Consider the following 19,264-nt stretch of genomic DNA (forward strand, 5'->3'; position numbering starts at 1 on the left):
TCTTTGACAGCCTCACTCAGACAACAGCGAGCACTTCTTTAAGCTGGGCTAAATGGCGCTCCTCATGGAATGCCGACAAAATCAACCCGACAGGCCTGAGACGGCCTCGCAAATTTGCTCACGAATGTCTTTGTTATGCGTAAGCATCATTATATTCTCCTCTTCATGAACAGATAATTGACTACGCTTACATTCTGCTGCTGATCTTTCTAATGTTATCCAGATTTATAGCATAAGTCAAAATCCAGCGAACCCGGTTCATTTCCGTGAATGCGAGGTAAAGGTTAGGGAAAGAAAAACAACAGGAGGGAACATAACCATGGCAGAGGTAAAATTAGCAGGTAAAGTAGCCGTTGTAACCGGCGGAGGTTCAGGTATCGGTAAAGCTTCTGTTCTGGAATTTGCCAGAAACGGAGCCAAGGTCATTTTGCTGGACCGTACACCTGATAATGCCTTAAAAGTAAAACGGCAGGTAGAAGAAGCGGGCGGAGAGGCCCTTGTAATCGAATGTGATATTGAACAGCCGCAGCAGGTAAAAGAAGCGATGGATCAGGCGGCGGCCGCATGGGGCCGGCTGGATATTGTGTTCGCAAATGCCGGAATCAACGGGGCTATGGCACCGATTGAAACGATGGAGATGGAGGACTGGGATCAGACCATTCATATCAATTTGCGCGGCACGTTCGCAACCGTAAAGTATGCGATACCGCATCTGAAGGAGAAGGGCGGCAGTATTCTGATCAACAGTTCGATTAACGGAAACCGTGTCTTTTCCAATATCGGGTTCTCGGCTTACAGCACGACGAAGGCGGGCCAGGTTGCATTTATGAAAATGGCAGCGCTTGAGCTGGCACAATACAAGATCAGAGTCAATGCCATTTGTCCCGGAGCCATCACGACTAATATTGATGATAACACCTATCCGTCAGAGGATTTGAAGGAAGTACAGATTCCTGTCGAATTCCCTGAGGGCGATCAGCCGCTGGAGGAAGGGCCGGGACGTCCGGACCAGGTGGCCAAGCTTGCGCTGTTCCTTGCTTCGAGCGATTCCGATCATATTTCAGGTACAGAGATTTTTTGTGATGGTGCCGAATCGCTACTGCATGGCTAGACCATTCTATACAGGCATTGACCGTCATACCTTATAAAGAATAGTTCCTCTTTCCGAAGAAACGGATTCGATCACCGGCAATGCTGCAGCTGCCTTTAACGGGTTAATGCGGTATGCGGCAGAGCGGCATGCGTTTCTTCTTTTTTATCAATTTGTTATAAGGCTTGCTGCAGTTTTAAGGTATACTGAATCTATCTGTTTTTTGAGGAGGAGCCATGAGTATTGATCTTCACACTGAATCAATTGTAAAACTGCTGGTGGCCATGCTGTTCGGGCTGTTCATCGGCATCGACCGGCAATTAAAGCAGAAACCGCTGGGAATCCGGACCAGCATGGTCATCAGCATCGCAAGCTGTCTTGTGACGCTTGTCTCCATTCATGCCTACGACAAATTTGGCGGGGCAGAACATCCTACGATGGACCCGATGCGTCTGGCTGCACAGATTGTAAGCGGGATTGGTTTCCTGGGAGCCGGTGTGATTTTGCGCAGGGGCGGAGATGCCATTTCGGGCCTGACCTCAGCGGCGCTTATCTGGACAGCCTCGGGGATCGGAATTGCAGTAGGCGCAGGCTTTTATCTGGAGGCGGGGTATGCGGTAGTGCTGCTTATGTTCGCTGTTAACGCAGTTCCGCTGCTGATCAAGGCAATCGGCCCTGAGGTGCTTAACAAGCACGAAATCTCCGTCAAAATCATTATGGAGCCCAACTACGTGCTGACTGAGGTCATCCAGAAAATTGAGGGCCGTCCTATGACGGAACAGCGTAAATCCCGTAAACCGGGCCGGACCATCCGGCGGATGAAAATCAAGGATCTGGATGACGGCAGACAGCTGATCGATATGGTTTTGTCTGCGCCTGATCATGATTATGCGACAGAAATCTATTATGATGTGAAAAAAATTGAACATGTCATGAGCGTCGAAGTCGAACAATTGTAAAAATGCCGTGTTACCGCTTCCGCAGATGTGTTAATCTATCTAAGAGAGTCATTTTGAGATTATGGAAGGGAGAAAGAATGTACAATGTCGATTACTGCTTATGAAGGACAATTTGAAGGGGAAGCTGCGGTCTGGCTAAAGGCCGGACGTTATGAGGCGGCGATCCTGCCGCACATCGGGGGCAATCTGATCTGCTTCCGCGATACCGAGAATGGTTACCGTTTCCTGCATGAGCCGGCTGCGGAGGAGATGGAAGCATTCAAAGCAAGCCCGGGGATTCATGGTATTCCGGTGCTCTTTCCCCCAAACCGTTATGAGGACGGAGAATTCCCTTTCAACGGCAAGACTTATCATCTTCCGGTGAACGAGACGGCAACCGGCAACCATCTGCATGGTTTTTTACATACGGCTGCCTGGGAAGTTGAAGAATTTGGCGCCGGCAAAAGCGAGAGCTTTGTTACAGTAGCTATCAAGGTAGATGAGAACCATCCTTCTTATCAATACCTGCCCTTCAAATATACCGTTAAGCTGCGCTATACGCTTGGTGAAGGCGGATTGTCCCAGCACCTGCAGGTGCACAATGACGGAGAAGAGCTGATGCCGTGTCTGCTGGCCTTCCATACCGCCATTAATGCGCCGTTTGCACCCGGAAGTACACCGCAGGATTACAAGGTGAAGCTGACGATCGGCGAACGCTGGGAGCTTAACGAGCGCATGCTGCCGACAGGTGCCTTCCAGGAGCTGACTGTCGACGAGCTTGCCCTGCGTGATGAAGGGCTGTACCCGTTCTATGCGCCTATGGACAATCATTATACCGCCCTGGCCCAGAATGGCCGCAACCGCATGGAGCTCACAGACAGCAAGTCTGGTGTAACGCTGGTTTATGATGTAGGAACATCGTACAAGCAGTGGATGATCTGGAACAACGGGGCAACCGAAGGCTTCTTCTGCCCTGAACCGCAGATAAACCTCGTGAATGCACCGAAGGTTGATCTTCCGGCTGATCAGATCGGGCTGTTCAGTCTGGCGCCGGGAGAATTCTGGGAAGAGACCGGCCGTCTGTATGTAAAATAGTATGGACAGCTAATGCAGTGTATATTTGGAAGGTTAAAAGAGGGCGGGAAGCAGCCATGTGCTGCTCCCGCCTTTTTGGTTGTCTAAAAGAGTATACCTCTAGCCGGCGGAGGTTAAGAATAGGAGCAACGGTACTAGGGGATGAACCGGATTTAATCCAGTTTTAAGGTAAGTGGCGTATACTACACGTTTAGTATAGATAGGAGTGATTGTTTTGCGCCACACAATGTTACCAAGGCAGACATGGCTGCTGGCAGCCGGCCTGCTGCTTGCCGGATTTCTGCTGAATTTTTGCCTGCAGGCAGCTTCATTCAGTCTGGAACTACAGCGTATATTCGGCTGGATCCGTGAATATCCGCTGTTATATATATCCGGCAGCCTGTTTTTCTTTTTCCTTCTGCTGGCAGCATCAGTCCTTCTGCCCAATATGTATATCGGGCCGGGAATAATCCTGCTGGCCGGTGCCGCGGCCGGAACTATAAATTATAAAAAGCTGTCAACAACCGGGGAGCCGCTGTTTCCCTGGGATCTGCTGCTGCTCAAAAATGCCGCAGATATGCGGACCATCACGAAGGGCATGATCTCGCCGCTGCTGCTGGCCGCAGGAGTGCTGTTCGTTGCTGTGCTTGTCTTCCTGCTGCGCAGGCTGCCGAAGGTGATGCTGCGCCTGCCGTTCAGATTAACGCTGGGCGCTGTATCAGTTATCTTTCTGACCGGATTTATCGCTATGGTAAGCGGGCAGAGTCCGCTTGCTTCCTCTCTGAAATACCAGAATATCTTTTGGAACCAGAAGGTGAACTATACGCAGAACGGCTTTCTCTACGCCTTTACAGGCAATATGCGGCAAAATCTGATGGAGCAGCCGGAAGGGTACAGCCGGCAGGCAATCGAAGAAATTGCTGCCAGGTACAGTGAGCTGCCGGATACCGGGAGTGTACCTGCTGCAGGAGAGCAGCCCAACATTCTGTTCATGATGGATGAAGCCTTTTTTGACCCGACCCGGCTGGATGGGCTTGCTTTCAGTCAAGACCCGCTTAGCTTTATCCATACGGCGGAAGCCACAGTGCCTTCCGGCTATCTGCTATCGCCTGAGTTTGGCGGAAATACGGCTAATGTGGAATTTGAAGCGCTGACCGGCCTGTCCATGTATTTCCTGAAAGACGGCTCCATTCCATACCAGCAGCGGCTTGTCAAAATGTCCTCCCTGCCGTCCATCGTCAGCATCCTGAAGGAGCGCGGCTACAGGGCAGAGGCGCTGCACCCCTTCGATGAAACCTTCTATAACCGCAACCGGGTATATCCGGTGCTTGGCTTCGATTCGTTCACCAGTGAAAAGGATCTGGGCGACAGCGGCCGTATTACACCTGACGGGTATATCTCCGACAAGTTTGCCGTGCAGGAGGCCGTCCGGCGGTTTAAATCGGCAGCAGACCCGTTATTTCTCCATCTGGTGACGATGCAGAATCATTTTCCGTTCACCAAAGGGCTGAACGGGCCTAATACCATTAGCGTCAGCGGGGTGGAGGCTGAATATAAAGATGAAATCGAAACCTATGTGCACAATACCAGCCTTACCGACGAATCGCTGGCTTATCTGCAGCAGGAGCTGCTGACAATAGAGCGGCCAACCATTGCTGTATTCTGGGGCGACCATCTGCCGGCACTGTCCTCGGGTATTTATACGGCAGCAGGCTGGGATCGAGAGCCCCGGCTGAAGCATGAGACAAAGCTGATGATCCTGGCTAACTTCGACATCGGAGCGGGCCCGCTTGGGACGCTCAGTCCGGCTTATCTGGGGCCGCAGGTCTTCCGGTTGTCCGGAATGTCCCTGCCCCCGTATTATAAGCTGCTTGAACAGGTTCAGGCAGAGATTCCCGGGCTGAGTAAAGCTGTGCTGCTCGGCAGCACCGGCCTGATTAGCGGACTTACTCCCCGGCAGCAGAAGCTTCTGGAGGATTACCGTCTGGTCGAGTACGATTTGCTGGAGGGCGGGAGCTACTCCGCAAGCCTGCTGTTTTGAATCTGCCCGTTATTGCCGCCTGCGCATATGCGCAGGCGGCTGTCTTTTTATAGAAGCTTCTGAATAGAAGGAAAACGCTTGCAGGTTGTGGAAATAGTAGGCAGGCTTGCACTGTCCGGCAAAGCATTGGATAATAACACTCATAGAACTTAAATCAGGAGGCCGGAAATGCAGATTATTGCAATGCTTACTATGCTTATTGATCACATAGGCTACATCTTCTTCCCGTATGAGATGGGCTGGAGAATCATTGGAAGAATCGCCTTTCCGATTTACTGCTACGCGCTGGTGCAAGGGCATATACATACTAAATCGAGACCAAGGTATCTGATGAGGCTGCTGCTCATTGCGGTTATTGCCCAGGTTCCTTACAATATGGCGCTTGACCCCGGGGGCTGGAATGTTGTCTTTACGCTGCTGCTCTCGGCTATTGTGCTGCTCATACTGGATAAGCTGCCGTCGCTATGGCTGGGCATTCCGGTTGTTTTGATAGCTGTTTATGTCATGGATGTTCTACCGCTTGATTATAATGCCTACGGTCTGATCCTCGTACTGATCTTCCGTTATGCACGTTCGTATTATTTGATTCTGGCCCATTTTGTGCTGAACAGCTTCTATCTGTTCTATAGCGGCTGGCTGGTTCAGATGTTCAGTATCGTACCGACCATTCTTGTTGCGGTATCTCCGGCTGCATGGTCTTTTCTTGAGAAAAAACGCCTGCCCCGCTGGGTATGGTGGTCCTTTTATCCGGGTCACCTGGCGGTACTGGCCATAATCAAGATTACCCTTTACCAGGATTGGGTAAATATTCAATGGAAAACTCTGTTTATGCTTTAGGAGAGCTCCTTTAACCAAGGTATACAGCACTTTTCACTGCGAGTCCTTCCTCTTATGAGTTGATGGATAGATGTACAAAAAACCGATAAAGGAGTCATGCTATGAGGAGAATGAAGAAAGGCACCAAATGGCTGCTGCCGGTACTGGCAATGCTGCTGATTCTGGCGGGTTGCCAAACAGTCGGAGGGCTGGACGTTAACAAGGCTCTGCTGGGGGATCTTGATGTCAAATCAGTGGAGTCCAGCACCACCTTATCCTTGAAGGCTGTTCCGGCTGACGGAATCAGTGCCGAGGATCTGGAAATGATTGAACTTATCAATTCCTTCTCTGTTAATATCGCTCATGTAAAGCTGCAGGATAACGGTAATGTTTCCGCAGCCGGATCTGTAACCTACAAGCAGGCGACTGTACCGTTTACCCTGTCCATGGATCAGGAGGCGGTGGTCTTTAATGCAGAGGGAGCGAAGCAGCCGTTCTATTTCCCGCTTGAGAGCTACAATGAATCGCTTGGTGTAGAAGGGCTGGATGAGAGCAAGCTGCAGGATATTTCCAAGCTTGTTACACAATTTGTGGTGAAGAATCTGCCAAATCCGGCTGCAATCAGCGCTACTTCGGTTAGCGAAACTGTGTATGGCCAGCAGCTGAACCTGACGAAGCTACATACCGAAATTACAGGCGACGAGCTGCCTGCTCTGGTGAAGAGCTTCCTCAAATCCGTGTCGAAGGATACTGAAGGCTTTACAGCCCTGATTGGCGGTCTTTATGATTACCTGTATCCGATTCTGACGGCAGCCGGAGCTGATGACGAGCTGGATATGCTCGGATTCGGCGATATTCCGCTGGAGGATAAGGAAGGCGTTGTGACTGTAGCCCATGATGCTGCCAAACTGGCTGTGGATGCACTCCTGCTTGTCTATGACAAGCAGCTAGAGAATCTTTACGAGACAACACCTGAACTGGCTACTGTGCTGAGCAAGGATACGAAGCTGCAGGTGGATCTGTTTGTAGACAGCGGCTTCCATATCCGGAAGCAGAACCTTGATCTGACCGTTGCACTGCCTGCCAGTGAGGACCTGCCGCTGAAGAGCATTTCGGTTCAGTCGCAGAGCCAGACCTGGAATGTGAACGGGCCGGTTACCGCAGACCTGATCAGCAAGGACGGTGCTCTGGATCTGTCGAACACCGAGCTGACTCCGGGTGAAACCCTGCGTAATTTTGAGCCGGGCTCTACTGTATACAATGTGCTTAAGGACGATCTGAAAATAACATCCAAAACACTGATGATTGCCCCGGATGACGACTATTATTATCCGGTAGTGATCGGAGGGACCACCTGGGTTCCGCTGCGTTATGTAGCCGAGGATCTGGATGCCGAAGTGACCTGGGACGGCGCTAACAAGTCCATTACTGTAACTGATGATGTATACGGGGATGCTGTCGTATTCAAAATCGGTTCCGATCAGGCGCTTGTGAGCGGGAAGACTGTGAAGCTGCCGCTTCCGGTATTCGTGGATGAATACGGGGATGCCAATGTTCCGCTCCGTGTGCTGGCCGAAGGTCTGCATGCGAAGGTTGAGAAGGATGAGGATGGCTACATCTGGATCGAACGTCCTTAACCAGTGCAAGTATTTGTATTAATAAAAAGCCGGAGTTCCCTTAAGCGGGACTCCGGCTTTTTGCTTCGGATTCATATTATTCGGCAAAAGCAAGTCCTTTTGCGGCAAGCGCCTGCCGGAGAATAACGATCGCCTTCGGCCCCATGCCGTGGAGCTTCAGGAGATCGGCTTCCTTGACCCGGGCGAGCTGTTCCAGCCGGGTAAAGCCGGCATGGTCCAGTGCCCGCAGCGCAGGCTGGGAGAGCTTGCCGGGTAGGTCACTACCGGCAGGTGGCACCATTCGGGTGGTCATTGCAGGCTCCTTTCTGCAGCATTGCTGCCTACTGCGTGGTCAGAGTCACTTCCAGTGTTATGTTGCTTTGCTCCTTGGGCTTGAGCATGCTGCTGATGTATCCGGACATAAAGCCGTCCCTCTGGTTTAGCCAAAGCTGGTAACCCGGCATTGCTTCTATGGCTTCTGTATCAGTGCCGGCTGTGCCGGCAAAATATTTAACATTCAGCGCCGACATCATCTTGGCCATAGCTTGCTTGTCTGCTTCGCTGAAGCTGCTGTCCTTCAGATTCTTCATCGCTTTGTTATAGGAGCTTTCAGAAAAAGACTGCTCGGCATATGCTTTGAAATTTAACAGGTTCGGATCTGTAATCCCATTGTCTGCCGCCCATTGCTCGACGTCAACTGAAGCGGTATGGTAGGTGACCTCCCGGGACCGGGGATCAAAGGTCATCTCACCATACTGGTGCGGGTTGACGGCAAAGGCACTGGTGGCAATATCGTACACCGGAAGGGCATTTGAATCAGCTGCTGTCTGGTCTGCAGCAGGATCACGGCGGATATCCTGCATGTGAATATGTCCGGATAACACGAGATTAAGGCCGTCCTGACGAAGGGCTGCCAATGTCTCCTGACTGTTGTTAAGCTTGAAGCCGGATACGGGCATTGAAGTGTGACTGAGCAGATTATGGTGCATCACTGTTACGATGGAAGCATGCTGCGCTGAAGCCAGCTTCACACATTCATTTATCCAGGATAAGGTCGCCGGAAGAATCCGCCCGTCCGTCTGCGGGAATCCGTATTTCTCGTTGTTTACATATTGGCTGCTGTCGATCATAAGCAGCCATAAGCCCGGTGAAGCCTCCACAACGTAGCTCAAGCTGTCCGTATCTCTTGAGATAGCTTCATTATATCCGTAGTCAGCATACAGCTCCGTGAAATCCTGGCTGGTGATATGGTCAGTCACAATCTGTTTATCTCCCTTAAAAGATCTTGCCCAGGGGTTGAACAGATCATGATTACCCGGGATGACATAAACAGAGGTGCCCTGCTTCTCGATACGCTTCAGCTTGGCGGCAAGCTCCTTATGGCTCTCCGCCTCACCGTTGTTGGTCAGATCGCCGCTCAGGATCAGAAATTGCGGCTTTTTCAGCTCTGTATCATGGACTAGCGCCTCCATAAGCTCATCGCTATAAGGAAGCATTTTGCCATCACCGCCGTTTACATAGCTCTGGAAGGCCGGACTGCCGTCCTGCAGAGACTTGTTAAGATAATGGGTATCTGTTGCAACCCAGAATGACACCGGCTGGGTAGAGGTCATGGGGCTGACAGCAGCAACGGCTCCTTCGTCGGGAGCGTCTGATGACAAATTTGTGTCTTTGCAGCCCGGCAGGATAGAAACTGCGGCAAGGAGTATAGTGCAAGCAAACCAGGGTGATTTTTTAAACGGAAAACCGTTTCTTTTGGCGGAAAATATCATGGTCAGGACCTTCCTTCAGCAATATGGCTGAATCATTGTAGCGCATTTACAGCGGTTTTGTATATCGGCATGGGCAGGCAGGTGTTTCGAATCACGCTCTCGTGATTATAGAAAATAGTGGAAAGCGTATAAACAAGCGGATTACAGCGAGAATAAGGGTGGATACAAACACAGCAGCAGGAAAAAAATATGAAATAGGTGTTGTTTTATCGGAATATAAGTGTTAAGATATACAAAAGTTAGTTACTAAAATAAGTGGAGGTAGTTATCTTATGTCTAAGAGTTTTCTGGAAGCTGTAGAAGCAAGACGGTCCGTATATGCAATCAGCAAGGAATCCCCGATCTCGGATGATCAAATTAAGGAAATTGTTGAAGCGGCCGTATTACATAGCCCGACTTCATTTAACTCCCAAAGCTCCAGAGCGGTAGTTCTGCTGGGTGAACAGCATGATAAGCTGTGGGATATCACTGCTGAAACACTCCGCAAAATTGTACCGACCGAGCAATTCGAAGGCACAGCCCAGAAGCTGGCTTCGTTCAAAGCGGGCTACGGCTCCGTACTGTTCTTTGAGGATCAGGCGGTTGTGAAGAATCTGCAGGAGAATTTTGCGCTGTATGCTGACAATTTCCCGATTTGGTCGAACCAGTCCTCGGGTATTCTGCAGTTTGTAGTATGGACTGCCTTCGCTGAAGCCGGCCTTGGCGCTTCGCTCCAGCATTACAACCCGCTGATGGATGATGAAGTGAAGGAAACCTTCGGCATTCCTGCAGAATGGAAGCTGATTGCCCAGCTGCCGTTCGGCAAAACGGTTACCGCACCGGGACCGAAAGAATTCCAGCCGATTGAAGACCGTGTAAAAGTGATTAAATAAGCAGGGGCCATCCTTGTTTGAAACCTCCTTATTCGGGATAAGTAGTACTATAACCTGAATAAGGAGGTTTTTGTTATGCCTTGGAACAAGGATGATTATCCGGACTCCCTGAAGAATTTCATGGCACCGGTGCGCAACAAGGCAATTGAAATCGCCAATGCGCTGCTGGAGGACGGTTACGACGAAGGGCGGGCCATCGCAATCGCCACGGCCCAGGCCAAAGAGTGGGGCGAGAATCACGACAAGCAGATCCGCAAGAAAAACACATAATAGCGCTGTCTGCTCTAACCGGGCAGCATAAAAAAGGACCAGCGGTTAAATTAACCGTCTGGTCCTTTTGTTATTAGGTCAGCTTATTCAGCAGCAGGTGCTTCTGTAGCTTCCGGTGCAGCAGATGCTTCCGGTGATGCAGAGGCTTCCGGCTCATCCGTCAGTGTGTTGGTAATCTTGGCATTTGTAGTCAGATCCTGCAGCCAGGTGGAGGACATCTCGGACACCTTCTGGGAAATCAGGGTCTTTTTAATTTCTTCTTTCTTTTCTTCCAGTGTGTATTCATGAGCATCTTTGCGGTCCGTTACTTTGATGACATGGTAACCGTAATCCGTCTTCACAGCACCGCTGGTTTCACCGACTTTGAGTGCAAAGGCAGCATCAGAGAACTCTGTAACCATATCTCCCTTTTTAAAGAAGCCAAGATCTCCGCCTTTCTCCTTGGAACCGGTATCGGAGGATTTCTCTTGAGCCAGGGTTGCGAAATCAGCGCCCTCTTTAAGCTGCTTGACAATCGCATCGGCTTCTTCCTTGGTAGCAACGAGGATATGGGAAGCCTGTACTTCTTCCTCCTGGTTAAAGGTGGCTTTGTTGTCATTAAAGTATTTGGTAATGTCTTCATCGGTAACGGTAACCTTAGGCTCAAGCAGCTTGCGGATTTCAACCTGCAGCGGCATTTGCGCCTTCAGATCATCAAGGGTCATGGAGCTCTGGGCCAGTGCGGCATTCAGTGCATCTTCACCGCCGAACTGGGTTTTCAGGTCTTCAATTTCCGCATTGATATCTTCATCGGTAACCGTAATGTTGGCTTTCTTGGCTTCCTGGTCTACAAGTGTAGTTGTAATCAGGTTCTGCAGGGTTGTTTCGCCGCCAGCTTCAACCAGCTTATCGTACAGCTGCGCTTTGGTAATATCAGCACCATTGACGGTAGCCACTGCAACGCTGCTGTCATCTTTCTGGAAAGGCGGTTTGATCAATACTATAATCAGTGCTGCTGCAAGAACGATCGATGCGATCATCCAGCCCTTGCCGCCTTTAGGGGAGGAGGGAGGAGTATTGCCGCCGCCAACCTTGCTCATCACAGGAACAGCTTCAGGTGTTACATCTGCTGCTGCATTATTAGTTGGTTGAACCGGTTCTTGTGCTGCTGGAACAGCTTCTTCTGCAGCTGCAGGAACCGTTTCGGCTTCCACTGGTGCTTCATTGGTGTTTGCGGAAGGGTCAGTCTCTTCGGGTGTTGCGTTGTTGTTCAATTGCCCATTTGTTTCAAATTCTTTTTTGTCCATTATAATTAATGACTCCCTTCGATATAGGTGATGCCTGTCTTTCTACAACTTTACCAGAAATTCCGATTCCAAACCTTAAGAAAGTATAAAAAAGCAAAAACGCTTTTTAAGATTTCATTAAGATAAAGGAAAAAACCGGAGGCAGGGGATTCCCGTGCGCTCCGGCTTATTGGCAGAAGTCATAAGATTGCATAAGTCCAGCCTGTTTCTGCATTCAAATACTTGCTTAAGAAGTAAGCCCTTTCAGCAGATGGCGTATGCTTTCCTGTTTCCGTCTGGGAACACGGACATTTTTGGCGTAAAGGCCCTTCTCTCCGAAATAGATGCAGTCGTCTTCAATCGCGCTGATCTTGTTCAGATTCACGTAGCAGCCTCCGTAAACATGATAGTAACTGGAATTCGACAACAAACGGTTTAATTGCTCGGCAGTCATTCTCTTTTTAATGTTATAGTTTCTGCCGTGAAAAATGACCAGATCATGGTCCCCGACCTTAAAGAACAGAATGTCTGTTTCCACCTCGAAGTCCTCATATACATTTCTGGCTTCCAGCAGGCTGCTCATTCGTGTTCCCCCTTTTTACAATTTTAACGACGCGTGTTAGCGCTTTCATTATAGCATATTCTTATTTCTTTGAGAAGTCTTATTTTTGAAATGTTTTTTGTCATTTTTTCCGTTGCATTTGTCATAGACGCTGAAAAATTGTAAATTATAAAGATGGCTGTTGTTCGAATGAGAGCCAGGCTGCATGTAAAACACCTTGATGGACTTATGGAGGAGGAAAACCGAGATGAAAGAAAATTCCAGACTATTGCTGTTTGCCGGCTCCTATGCGAGTGCTGAGGATAACGGAGTGCAGGTGTATGCGTTTGACGGGGAGGCCGGGGGTACGCTGAAGCTGCTGGACAGTGTACAGGGCATCGCCAATCCTACCTTTGTTAATGTGGATACTGCGAAGAACCGGCTGTATGCGATTGGCGAGAAGCTTAACAAGGACGGGATCAAGGAGGGCGAGGTCGTTACCCTGGCTATTGATCCCCAGACCGGCAGCCTGACTGAGCTGAACCGGATTGCCACTATGCCTGCTTCTGAAGCAGGACAGACGACAACCTGTCATATTAACAGGGATGCCGCAGGCGAGTTTATCGTGGTATGCAGCTATCATGGCGGCCTTGTAGGCTTGCTGAGTGCAGATGCTGACGGAACGCCGGTGCGCCTGACAGACACTGCCGTACATACGGGTAAAGGAACAGTGCCCGGCCAGGAGAAGCCGCATCCGCATTCGGCTGTTTTCAGCCCGGACGAGCGTTTCCTGTTTGTCTCTGATCTCGGCCTGGACCTGATCCGGACTTACCGGGTCAACCGGGATACTGCCACACTGGAGGTTCAGGGTGAAGTCAAGGTGGAAGCAGGGGCGGGACCGCGTCATTTTGTATTCCATCCGGACGGCAAATCCGCCTATGTCATTAACGAGCTGAACAGCACGGTTACCTCTTTCCTGTATGACAGTGAGTCAGGAGCCTTGAAGACAGTGGTTACCGTGCCTACGCTGCCGGATGATTATTCCTATAAAAATAACGGCTGTGCCGAAATCGCCTTCTCGGCGGATGGACGCTTCCTGTATGGCTCGAACCGCGGTCATGACAGTATTGTGGTCTATGCAGTGAATGCTGAAACGGCGGAGCTTACGCTGGTTGAACATGTGTCTACACATGGAGGTCACCCGCGCCACTTCACTGTTACACCGGATGGTAAATATCTGATTGTAGCCAACCGTGACGGCAATAACCTGGTTGTATTCTCTCTCGATTCAGATACCGGACGGTTGACCTTTACCGGTAACGAAGCGAAGACGTCCAAGCCGGTTTGTGTCAAGCCGGCATTATTTCCTGCCTGATTAAGGCCGGCTTCATAGCTGATTGACCAAAAAAGGAACACCGGAAGGGCTGGCTCCGGTGTTCCTTTTAAAAATATCAGAAAGTATAAACTTGCAGATCTATATAGGTCTGATATTTCCCGCAGAAACGGTTGCCGCCTTTTTAAGGATGGCGAAGCCGTTTCTACTTGCCTATTTAAGCGAAACTGGCTTGAGCGGTACAACCGTGGAGACCGCTGATTTGAACAAAACGTTCTGTTTGCCGTCGCCCTGTCCTGTCAGGGTGATTGTATAAGCGTCATAAGAGGTGACGAGTCCCTGCATTTTGACTCCGTTAGTTGTAAAAATCGTTACGGGGACCTTTGTTGAAATGCACTGGTTCAACAAACGCTCCTGCAGCTTTAGACTTTCCACTTTGGCAGCACTCCATCTTTGTATGAATTGTCTTCCTGTCCCATTATATCACGGCAAGACGGTTCTCAGGCAATGTCTTCACAGAATACGTATCAGACAAGGGGTTTGTTATGTTTCATTACCGCAGATGGTCCAGAGGATTCCGGTTCTCTTTATGGTTTGCATTGGGTTTTGCCGTCATTGCCCTGCTTGTGGCACTGAACAAGACGGCTTATTTTGACAATTCCATCATTCATGCCGTACAATCAGCGGAGTCGCCAGGATTGACCTCTTTGGCTAAAAGCCTGTCACTGGTCGGCTCTTCGAAGCTGGCGGTTATGATTTCACTTGTTACCATGGCGCTGCTCTTTTTTGTGCTGAAGCACCGAATGGAGCTCGTTCTGTTCCTCTGGGTGGGCTTAGGCTCCCAGCTGCTGAATACCTGGCTCAAGCTGTGGTTTCACCGGGAGCGCCCGAGTATTCACCGTCTGATTGAACAGGCTGGCTACAGCTTTCCGAGTGGACACTCCATGGCTGCCTTCTCCTTATACGGGGCTTTGGCATATCTGCTCTGGCGTCATACGCGGAGGCAGAGAGAACGGATTATACTGATTATGTTCACCGTCCTTATGACCCTTGGTATTGGCTGGAGCCGGATCTATCTGGGTGTCCATTATCCGAGCGATGTAATCGGAGGTTATGCGGCAAGCGGCGCCTGGCTGATGCTGTCGGTAGCCTGCTTTGAAGCTTATCAGAATACCCGAAAGCGGAAATAAAGCCTTTATGTATAAATAAAATACGGACACCATAGCCTGTACAGGTTATGGTGTCCGTATCCCGGCTTATTGGGCCGGTACTGCCGGCTTTCCAGGATTACCTTTATGCGGATTGGCGGCTGCAGAGATGCTAAGCTTCAGCAGTGCCGGAAGCCCTGCTTTCAGCTTTTTGACTTCTTCTTTGGTCAGCTGGCCTTCCTTGAGGGACTCATCCAGCTTGAGGCTGGCGGCTTCACTCAGCTTCTGAATGTACTGGTCCTCGCTCCAGCCCTTTTTTTCCTTGGCCAGACTGTAAAGGGTTTGTCCGTTTCTCAGGCTGTCCATAAGCTCCCGGCGGTCCATTTCCAGAAGCCTTGCGGTTTCACCCAGGATAAAATGCCCGCCTGTTTTCAGGCCCTTGCTGTGGTGCGGATGTGACGGCTGGTCTTTGTCCGGGCTGGTATGGTCTGCTGCCGGTGTAGGCGTACTGCCTGAGCCCGTCTCGGCATAAGCAGCGGCCGGAGCCAGGCAGAGCATGATGGCTGCCGTAAATGCTGCAATTCTTCTGATCTTGTTGCTCATGCGTTCACCTCTTGGGATGGAATGGTACTGCCGTACACAGTATTACCGGTAAGCTGAAAGAAACATGAAGCTTAGCTTAAGCCGGTCTAAAAATTCGCCGGCTTGGTTCATGGGTAATTACATTTGTACCCTATAGAGATTGACGGAAGATTTACAGGATATACATAACAGATGTGAATAAAGTTAGATGAACGCTCCGAAAACGAGTTTTACCGAAGTAAGTTTTGCCGAAGAACTACATTGGATGCATATGCTATGCAAAACGAAGCGTATGCTTCCGAAGTAAGTTTTGCCGAAGAACTACATTGGATGCATATGCTATGCAAAACTTTAGGAGGGATGGATTTGGCTTTTGGCGCCCGCATATTAAAAACAGGAATGGCAGTTACACTTGCCCTTTATTTATCTGTACTCCTGCAGTTTTCCTCTCCTGTCGGCGCAGCCATTGCAGCAATATTTGCCATGCAGCCGTCCATTTACCGCTCATGGCGGTATTTCCTGGACCAGATCCAGACGAGCACCATGGGAGCGGTGATTGCGCTGCTGGGCGGGATGCTCCTGTCTAATGAACCGATTGCAGTAGGACTTGTATGTATTCTGGTTATTATGATCAGTATGAAAATGAACCGCGCCGATACGATCGGCCTGACTCTGGTTACTGTAATTTCCGTTATGGAGGCGTCCGGGCAGTGGGAGTTCGCGCTGACCCGCTTTCTACTTACACTGACCGGGATTGTCTCTGCATTTCTTATAAATATCAGCGTATTTCCGCCCAAGCCGCGCAAGCAGTACATCCAGCAGATTGAGAATGTGTTTACCAGCCTGTCACTCCTGCTGCGGACCGCAGTCTCGCATGAGATGAAGGAAAGCGTGTTCCGTGATGAAAAAAATGCGCTGGAAGGCTCGATCAAGGCGCTGGCCGATAAATATGCTCTTTTTGAGGAGGAACAGAAACAGCTGCGCAGGGCAAAATACAGCCAGACCCGGCAAATGGTCGTATATAAAAACCTGCTGCACACCCTGCAAAAAGGTTTTGAGGTGCTGGAGGCGATTGACCGCCATTATTTCCAGGCAGAGCGGACCGAGCGGACCGATGAGCTGTTTGACCGGCACCTGGAACAGCTGATCAAATATCATGAGTACATTCTGCTCAAGTTCGAAGACAAGCTGAAGCCGGGCTCCAATGATTCGGAGCCGCTTGCCGAAGACAATGACAGGTTCCTGGAGGCGGCCATCCAGGGCTATAATCCCGAGAAATCGGGACAGCTGCGCTTGTCAGTGGTAGCGGCGGCGATCTATGATTATGGTTACCAGCTTGACCGGCTTGACCGGCTGGCGGATCAGATCAACCGGGTGAACAGTGATGAGAAGGAATAACCGGAGCAGACTTGAACGTCAACCTTTTAAAGGGGATGAAATACAGTGGAGAAACATGATCAAGAATGGAAACAAGAACAGGAACGGGTGACAGGAATTACACGGCTGCTAACCGCCCATATCCGCCGTCTCTCAGAAGAGCTGGGCCTGCACCGTACCGATGTTGTCGATATGCGCAAAGATTTCTGGGAAGAGGTTACAGTAAACTTCAGCAGCCCGGATGATCTGGGGGAGACCTCGACCAGCCTGAGGCAGCAGGCGCAAATCCTGAATGAACGGGAGCGTCACCATCTGCAGTCGAGCAAGGCGCTCAAGAAATATAGAAAACTGGTTCAATCACCATACTTCGGCCGGATTGATTTCTCAGAACAGCCCGGCGCTGAGGCAGAGCGCATTTACCTTGGAATCGGCTCATTAATGGAGGACGACGGCACCTTTCTGATTTACGACTGGCGTGCACCTATTTCCAGCCTTTATTATGATGGAGCTCCCGGGCCTGCTGCCTATGAGACGCCTGGAGGCCTGGTCAGCGGAACCATGGAGCTCAAACGCCAGTTCGTGATCGACAGCGGCTTGATTGAGGTCATGTTTGACACCGGGATGACCATCGGCGACGAATTGCTGCAGCAGGTATTGAGCCACAGCGCGGATGACCGGATGAAAAGCATTGTAGCTACAATCCAGAAGGAACAGAATGCGGTTATCCGTAATGACCGGAGCCGGATGCTGGTCGTCCAGGGAGCGGCGGGCAGCGGCAAAACCTCAGCAGCGCTCCAGCGTGTAGCTTATCTGCTCTATAAATACCGCGCAGTCCTGCAGGCAGACCAGATGCTGCTGTTCTCGCCGAATCCGCTGTTCAACAGTTACGTATCTACGGTACTTCCTGAGCTCGGTGAAGAAAACATGCAGCAGACCACCTTCCAGATGTATCTGGAGCACAGGCTCGGCCAGGAATTTCAGCTTGAAGATGTGTTCAGCCAGACCGAGAGCCTGCTGGCCGCGCCGGATCATCCGTCAGCAGAAATCCGCCGCGCCGGAATCGGCTATAAATCGTCGGTAGCTTTTCTTGATGCCATCCGCAGATATGTCAATCTGCTTGAGCATGAGGGCATGCTGTTCAAACCATTGATGTTTCAGGGAAAAGCTATCGTCAGCAAGGAAGAGATGCAGCGGCAGTTCTACACTTACGATCCTAATATCAAGCTTGCGAACCGGATCGATCTGATGACAAGCTGGCTCCTCAAGCAAATTGCAGCTTTTAGCATAGAAGAGCGCAGTGCCCCGTGGGTAGAGGAGCAGATGGAGCTGCTGGATACGAGCGACTACCAGCGTGCGTACCAGATGACTCGGCGCAAGGGCGGCGGGCACAACGAGAGCTTTGATGATTTTGATACCGAGAAAAGCATGCTGGCCCGCTATATCGTCAGCCAGAAGCTGAAGCCGCTGCGCGGCTGGACCAAGCGCGGCCGGTTCGTCGATGTCAAAGGGCTCTACAGCAGGCTGTTTACGGACCGCAGGCTGATGGACAGCATGAATTCCGGGGCAGGGCTGCCGGAGCACTGGGATGAAATCTGCAGGCTTACACTGGATACGATAACCGCCGGTGAGCTGGCCTATGAAGATGCAACGCCCTTCCTGTATCTGAAGGAGCTGAGCCAGGGGTTCCGGACCAATACACTCATCCGCCACGTTATTGTTGATGAGGTACAGGATTACTCCCCGTTCCAGCTGGAATTTATGCGCCGGCTCTTTCCGCGGGCCAAAATGACGGTGCTGGGGGACCTCAACCAGGCCATTTATGCCCAGGGTGAAGTGCTTGGCGATTTGTCGGGCCTGGTCAGCATATACGGCAAGGAGAACACTGAGGTGATCTCCCTGACCAGGAGTTATCGTTCCACGTATGAGATAGTGGAATTTACCCGGGCCATGATTCCCGGCGGAGAACGGATTGTCCCCTTCAACCGGCGCGGGGAGACTCCGTCCCTTACCGTTGTGAACAGTGAACCCGAGCTGCTGGCTGCAGTAGAGCAGGATGTGCTGAAGCTGCATGCCGCAGGCTATCATTATGTTGCTGTTATCTGCAAAACGGCGGAAGAGAGTGCCGGAGTGCATGCCAAGCTGCAAAACAGCCTTCCGGTCAGACTGGTAACCAAGGAAACCCCGAATTTCCAGAAGGGAACACTGGTGCTTCCCGCCTACCTGGCCAAAGGTGTAGAGTTTGATGCTGTAATTATTTATGATGGCTCACAGGAAAAGTACGGCAGGGAAAATGAACGCAAGCTGTTCTATACCGCCTGTACCCGGGCTATGCATCTGCTGCATATATACAGCCTGGGCCGGCCCAGCTCGTTTCTGCCCGATCCGGCAGCAGCAGGATCGGAGGAAGCGGGATTACTGTAATTGCCGGCAGCTCTAACTGAACAAGGGGAAAATGGCGCAGGATGGCCCTATAAGGGACCGTACTGCGCCATTTTTTGTTGCACTCATCTACTTTTGAGGGCCTCACTC

General features: G+C 50.7%; 18 protein-coding genes. 12 read left to right on the forward strand and 6 right to left on the reverse strand.

The window, feature by feature from the left end:
* Nucleotides 1-319: 319 nt before the first annotated feature.
* The 6 genes from AC4G46_RS13780 (at nt 320) to AC4G46_RS13805 (ending at nt 7,596) form a co-directional block, all read left to right on the forward strand.
* Nucleotides 320-1,111 (forward strand): SDR family oxidoreductase, encoded by a 792-nt coding sequence (locus AC4G46_RS13780; RefSeq protein WP_491128428.1) that lies wholly within the window; start codon nt 320-322, stop codon nt 1,109-1,111.
* 215 nt (nt 1,112-1,326) lie between these two features.
* Complete coding sequence (locus AC4G46_RS13785) at nt 1,327-2,049, forward strand: MgtC/SapB family protein (protein WP_491128429.1); 723 nt, start codon at nt 1,327-1,329, stop codon at nt 2,047-2,049.
* 84 nt (nt 2,050-2,133) lie between these two features.
* Nucleotides 2,134-3,123, forward strand: a complete 990-nt coding sequence (locus AC4G46_RS13790) for an aldose 1-epimerase (RefSeq protein ID WP_491128430.1) — start codon at nt 2,134-2,136, stop codon at nt 3,121-3,123.
* A gap of 226 nt (nt 3,124-3,349) precedes the next feature.
* The gene (locus tag AC4G46_RS13795; protein WP_491128431.1) at nt 3,350-5,143 is read left to right on the forward strand and encodes an LTA synthase family protein; all 1,794 of its coding nucleotides are present in this window, start codon (nt 3,350-3,352) and stop codon (nt 5,141-5,143) included.
* Between the two features lie 168 nt (nt 5,144-5,311).
* Nucleotides 5,312-5,980 carry a TraX family protein gene (locus AC4G46_RS13800; protein ID WP_491128432.1) on the forward strand — a complete coding sequence of 223 codons (669 nt, stop codon included), beginning with the start codon at nt 5,312-5,314 and terminating at the stop codon, nt 5,978-5,980.
* A gap of 101 nt (nt 5,981-6,081) precedes the next feature.
* On the forward strand, nt 6,082-7,596 hold the full coding sequence (locus AC4G46_RS13805) for a copper amine oxidase N-terminal domain-containing protein (protein WP_491128433.1): 1,515 nt from the start codon (nt 6,082-6,084) through the stop codon (nt 7,594-7,596).
* A gap of 76 nt (nt 7,597-7,672) precedes the next feature.
* Here AC4G46_RS13805 and AC4G46_RS13810 read toward each other — a convergent pair whose 3' ends face one another.
* Together AC4G46_RS13810 and AC4G46_RS13815 are read right to left on the reverse strand one after the other, a co-directional pair.
* The gene (locus AC4G46_RS13810) at nt 7,673-7,888 is read right to left on the reverse strand and encodes a helix-hairpin-helix domain-containing protein (protein WP_491128434.1); all 216 of its coding nucleotides are present in this window, start codon (nt 7,886-7,888) and stop codon (nt 7,673-7,675) included.
* A 28-nt stretch (nt 7,889-7,916) separates the two neighbouring features.
* Complete coding sequence (locus AC4G46_RS13815) at nt 7,917-9,236, reverse strand: metallophosphoesterase (protein WP_491128435.1); 1,320 nt, start codon at nt 9,234-9,236, stop codon at nt 7,917-7,919.
* Nucleotides 9,237-9,619: 383 nt separating this feature from the next.
* On the opposite strand from AC4G46_RS13815, the gene AC4G46_RS13820 reads away from it, so the two are divergent.
* Nucleotides 9,620-10,219, forward strand: a complete 600-nt coding sequence (locus AC4G46_RS13820) for a nitroreductase family protein (RefSeq protein WP_491128436.1) — start codon at nt 9,620-9,622, stop codon at nt 10,217-10,219.
* A 75-nt stretch (nt 10,220-10,294) separates the two neighbouring features.
* Entirely contained in the window at nt 10,295-10,489 is a 195-nt protein-coding gene (locus AC4G46_RS13825) for a DUF2188 domain-containing protein (protein ID WP_491128437.1), read from the forward strand.
* A gap of 83 nt (nt 10,490-10,572) precedes the next feature.
* On the opposite strand, the gene AC4G46_RS13830 is transcribed toward AC4G46_RS13825, so the two are convergent.
* Nucleotides 10,573-11,775, reverse strand: a complete 1,203-nt coding sequence (locus AC4G46_RS13830; RefSeq protein WP_491128438.1) for a peptidylprolyl isomerase — start codon at nt 11,773-11,775, stop codon at nt 10,573-10,575.
* A gap of 226 nt (nt 11,776-12,001) precedes the next feature.
* Nucleotides 12,002-12,337 (reverse strand): hypothetical protein, encoded by a 336-nt coding sequence (locus AC4G46_RS13835; RefSeq protein ID WP_090716633.1) that lies wholly within the window; start codon nt 12,335-12,337, stop codon nt 12,002-12,004.
* A gap of 226 nt (nt 12,338-12,563) precedes the next feature.
* Here AC4G46_RS13835 and AC4G46_RS13840 point away from each other — a divergent pair, with 226 nt between their 5' ends.
* Complete coding sequence (locus AC4G46_RS13840; protein ID WP_491128439.1) at nt 12,564-13,670, forward strand: lactonase family protein; 1,107 nt, start codon at nt 12,564-12,566, stop codon at nt 13,668-13,670.
* 171 nt (nt 13,671-13,841) lie between these two features.
* Here the strand turns inward: AC4G46_RS13840 and hfq are convergent, their stop codons facing one another.
* A complete protein-coding gene (hfq, locus tag AC4G46_RS13845; RefSeq protein ID WP_039872699.1) occupies nt 13,842-14,063 on the reverse strand; it encodes an RNA chaperone Hfq in 222 nt (73 codons plus the stop codon).
* Between the two features lie 110 nt (nt 14,064-14,173).
* Here hfq and AC4G46_RS13850 point away from each other — a divergent pair, with 110 nt between their 5' ends.
* Nucleotides 14,174-14,818 (forward strand): phosphatase PAP2 family protein, encoded by a 645-nt coding sequence (locus AC4G46_RS13850; protein WP_491128440.1) that lies wholly within the window; start codon nt 14,174-14,176, stop codon nt 14,816-14,818.
* A 66-nt stretch (nt 14,819-14,884) separates the two neighbouring features.
* Here AC4G46_RS13850 and AC4G46_RS13855 read toward each other — a convergent pair whose 3' ends face one another.
* Nucleotides 14,885-15,379, reverse strand: a complete 495-nt coding sequence (locus tag AC4G46_RS13855; RefSeq protein WP_491128441.1) for a hypothetical protein — start codon at nt 15,377-15,379, stop codon at nt 14,885-14,887.
* A 345-nt stretch (nt 15,380-15,724) separates the two neighbouring features.
* Here AC4G46_RS13855 and AC4G46_RS13860 point away from each other — a divergent pair, with 345 nt between their 5' ends.
* Together AC4G46_RS13860 and helD are read left to right on the forward strand one after the other, a co-directional pair.
* Nucleotides 15,725-16,756, forward strand: coding sequence for an FUSC family protein (locus AC4G46_RS13860; protein ID WP_491128442.1), 1,032 nt, complete (start codon nt 15,725-15,727; stop codon nt 16,754-16,756).
* A 45-nt stretch (nt 16,757-16,801) separates the two neighbouring features.
* Nucleotides 16,802-19,156, forward strand: coding sequence for an RNA polymerase recycling motor HelD (gene helD, locus AC4G46_RS13865; protein ID WP_491128443.1), 2,355 nt, complete (start codon nt 16,802-16,804; stop codon nt 19,154-19,156).
* Nucleotides 19,157-19,264: the final 108 nt, after the last annotated feature.

The organism is Paenibacillus sp. fava2 (assembly GCF_058313675.1).

Coding starts and splice junctions, on each gene's coding strand:
- AC4G46_RS13780 (WP_491128428.1), top strand. CDS start 320: ATGGCAGAGGTAAAATTAGCAGGTAAAGTAGCCGTTGTAACCGGCGGA.
- AC4G46_RS13785 (WP_491128429.1), top strand. CDS start 1,327: ATGAGTATTGATCTTCACACTGAATCAATTGTAAAACTGCTGGTGGCC.
- AC4G46_RS13790 (WP_491128430.1), top strand. CDS start 2,134: ATGTCGATTACTGCTTATGAAGGACAATTTGAAGGGGAAGCTGCGGTC.
- AC4G46_RS13795 (WP_491128431.1), top strand. CDS start 3,350: ATGTTACCAAGGCAGACATGGCTGCTGGCAGCCGGCCTGCTGCTTGCC.
- AC4G46_RS13800 (WP_491128432.1), top strand. CDS start 5,312: ATGCAGATTATTGCAATGCTTACTATGCTTATTGATCACATAGGCTAC.
- AC4G46_RS13805 (WP_491128433.1), top strand. CDS start 6,082: ATGAGGAGAATGAAGAAAGGCACCAAATGGCTGCTGCCGGTACTGGCA.
- AC4G46_RS13810 (WP_491128434.1), bottom strand. CDS start 7,888: ATGACCACCCGAATGGTGCCACCTGCCGGTAGTGACCTACCCGGCAAG.
- AC4G46_RS13820 (WP_491128436.1), top strand. CDS start 9,620: ATGTCTAAGAGTTTTCTGGAAGCTGTAGAAGCAAGACGGTCCGTATAT.
- AC4G46_RS13825 (WP_491128437.1), top strand. CDS start 10,295: ATGCCTTGGAACAAGGATGATTATCCGGACTCCCTGAAGAATTTCATG.
- AC4G46_RS13830 (WP_491128438.1), bottom strand. CDS start 11,775: ATGGACAAAAAAGAATTTGAAACAAATGGGCAATTGAACAACAACGCA.
- AC4G46_RS13835 (WP_090716633.1), bottom strand. CDS start 12,337: ATGAGCAGCCTGCTGGAAGCCAGAAATGTATATGAGGACTTCGAGGTG.
- AC4G46_RS13840 (WP_491128439.1), top strand. CDS start 12,564: ATGAAAGAAAATTCCAGACTATTGCTGTTTGCCGGCTCCTATGCGAGT.
- AC4G46_RS13850 (WP_491128440.1), top strand. CDS start 14,174: ATGTTTCATTACCGCAGATGGTCCAGAGGATTCCGGTTCTCTTTATGG.
- AC4G46_RS13855 (WP_491128441.1), bottom strand. CDS start 15,379: ATGAGCAACAAGATCAGAAGAATTGCAGCATTTACGGCAGCCATCATG.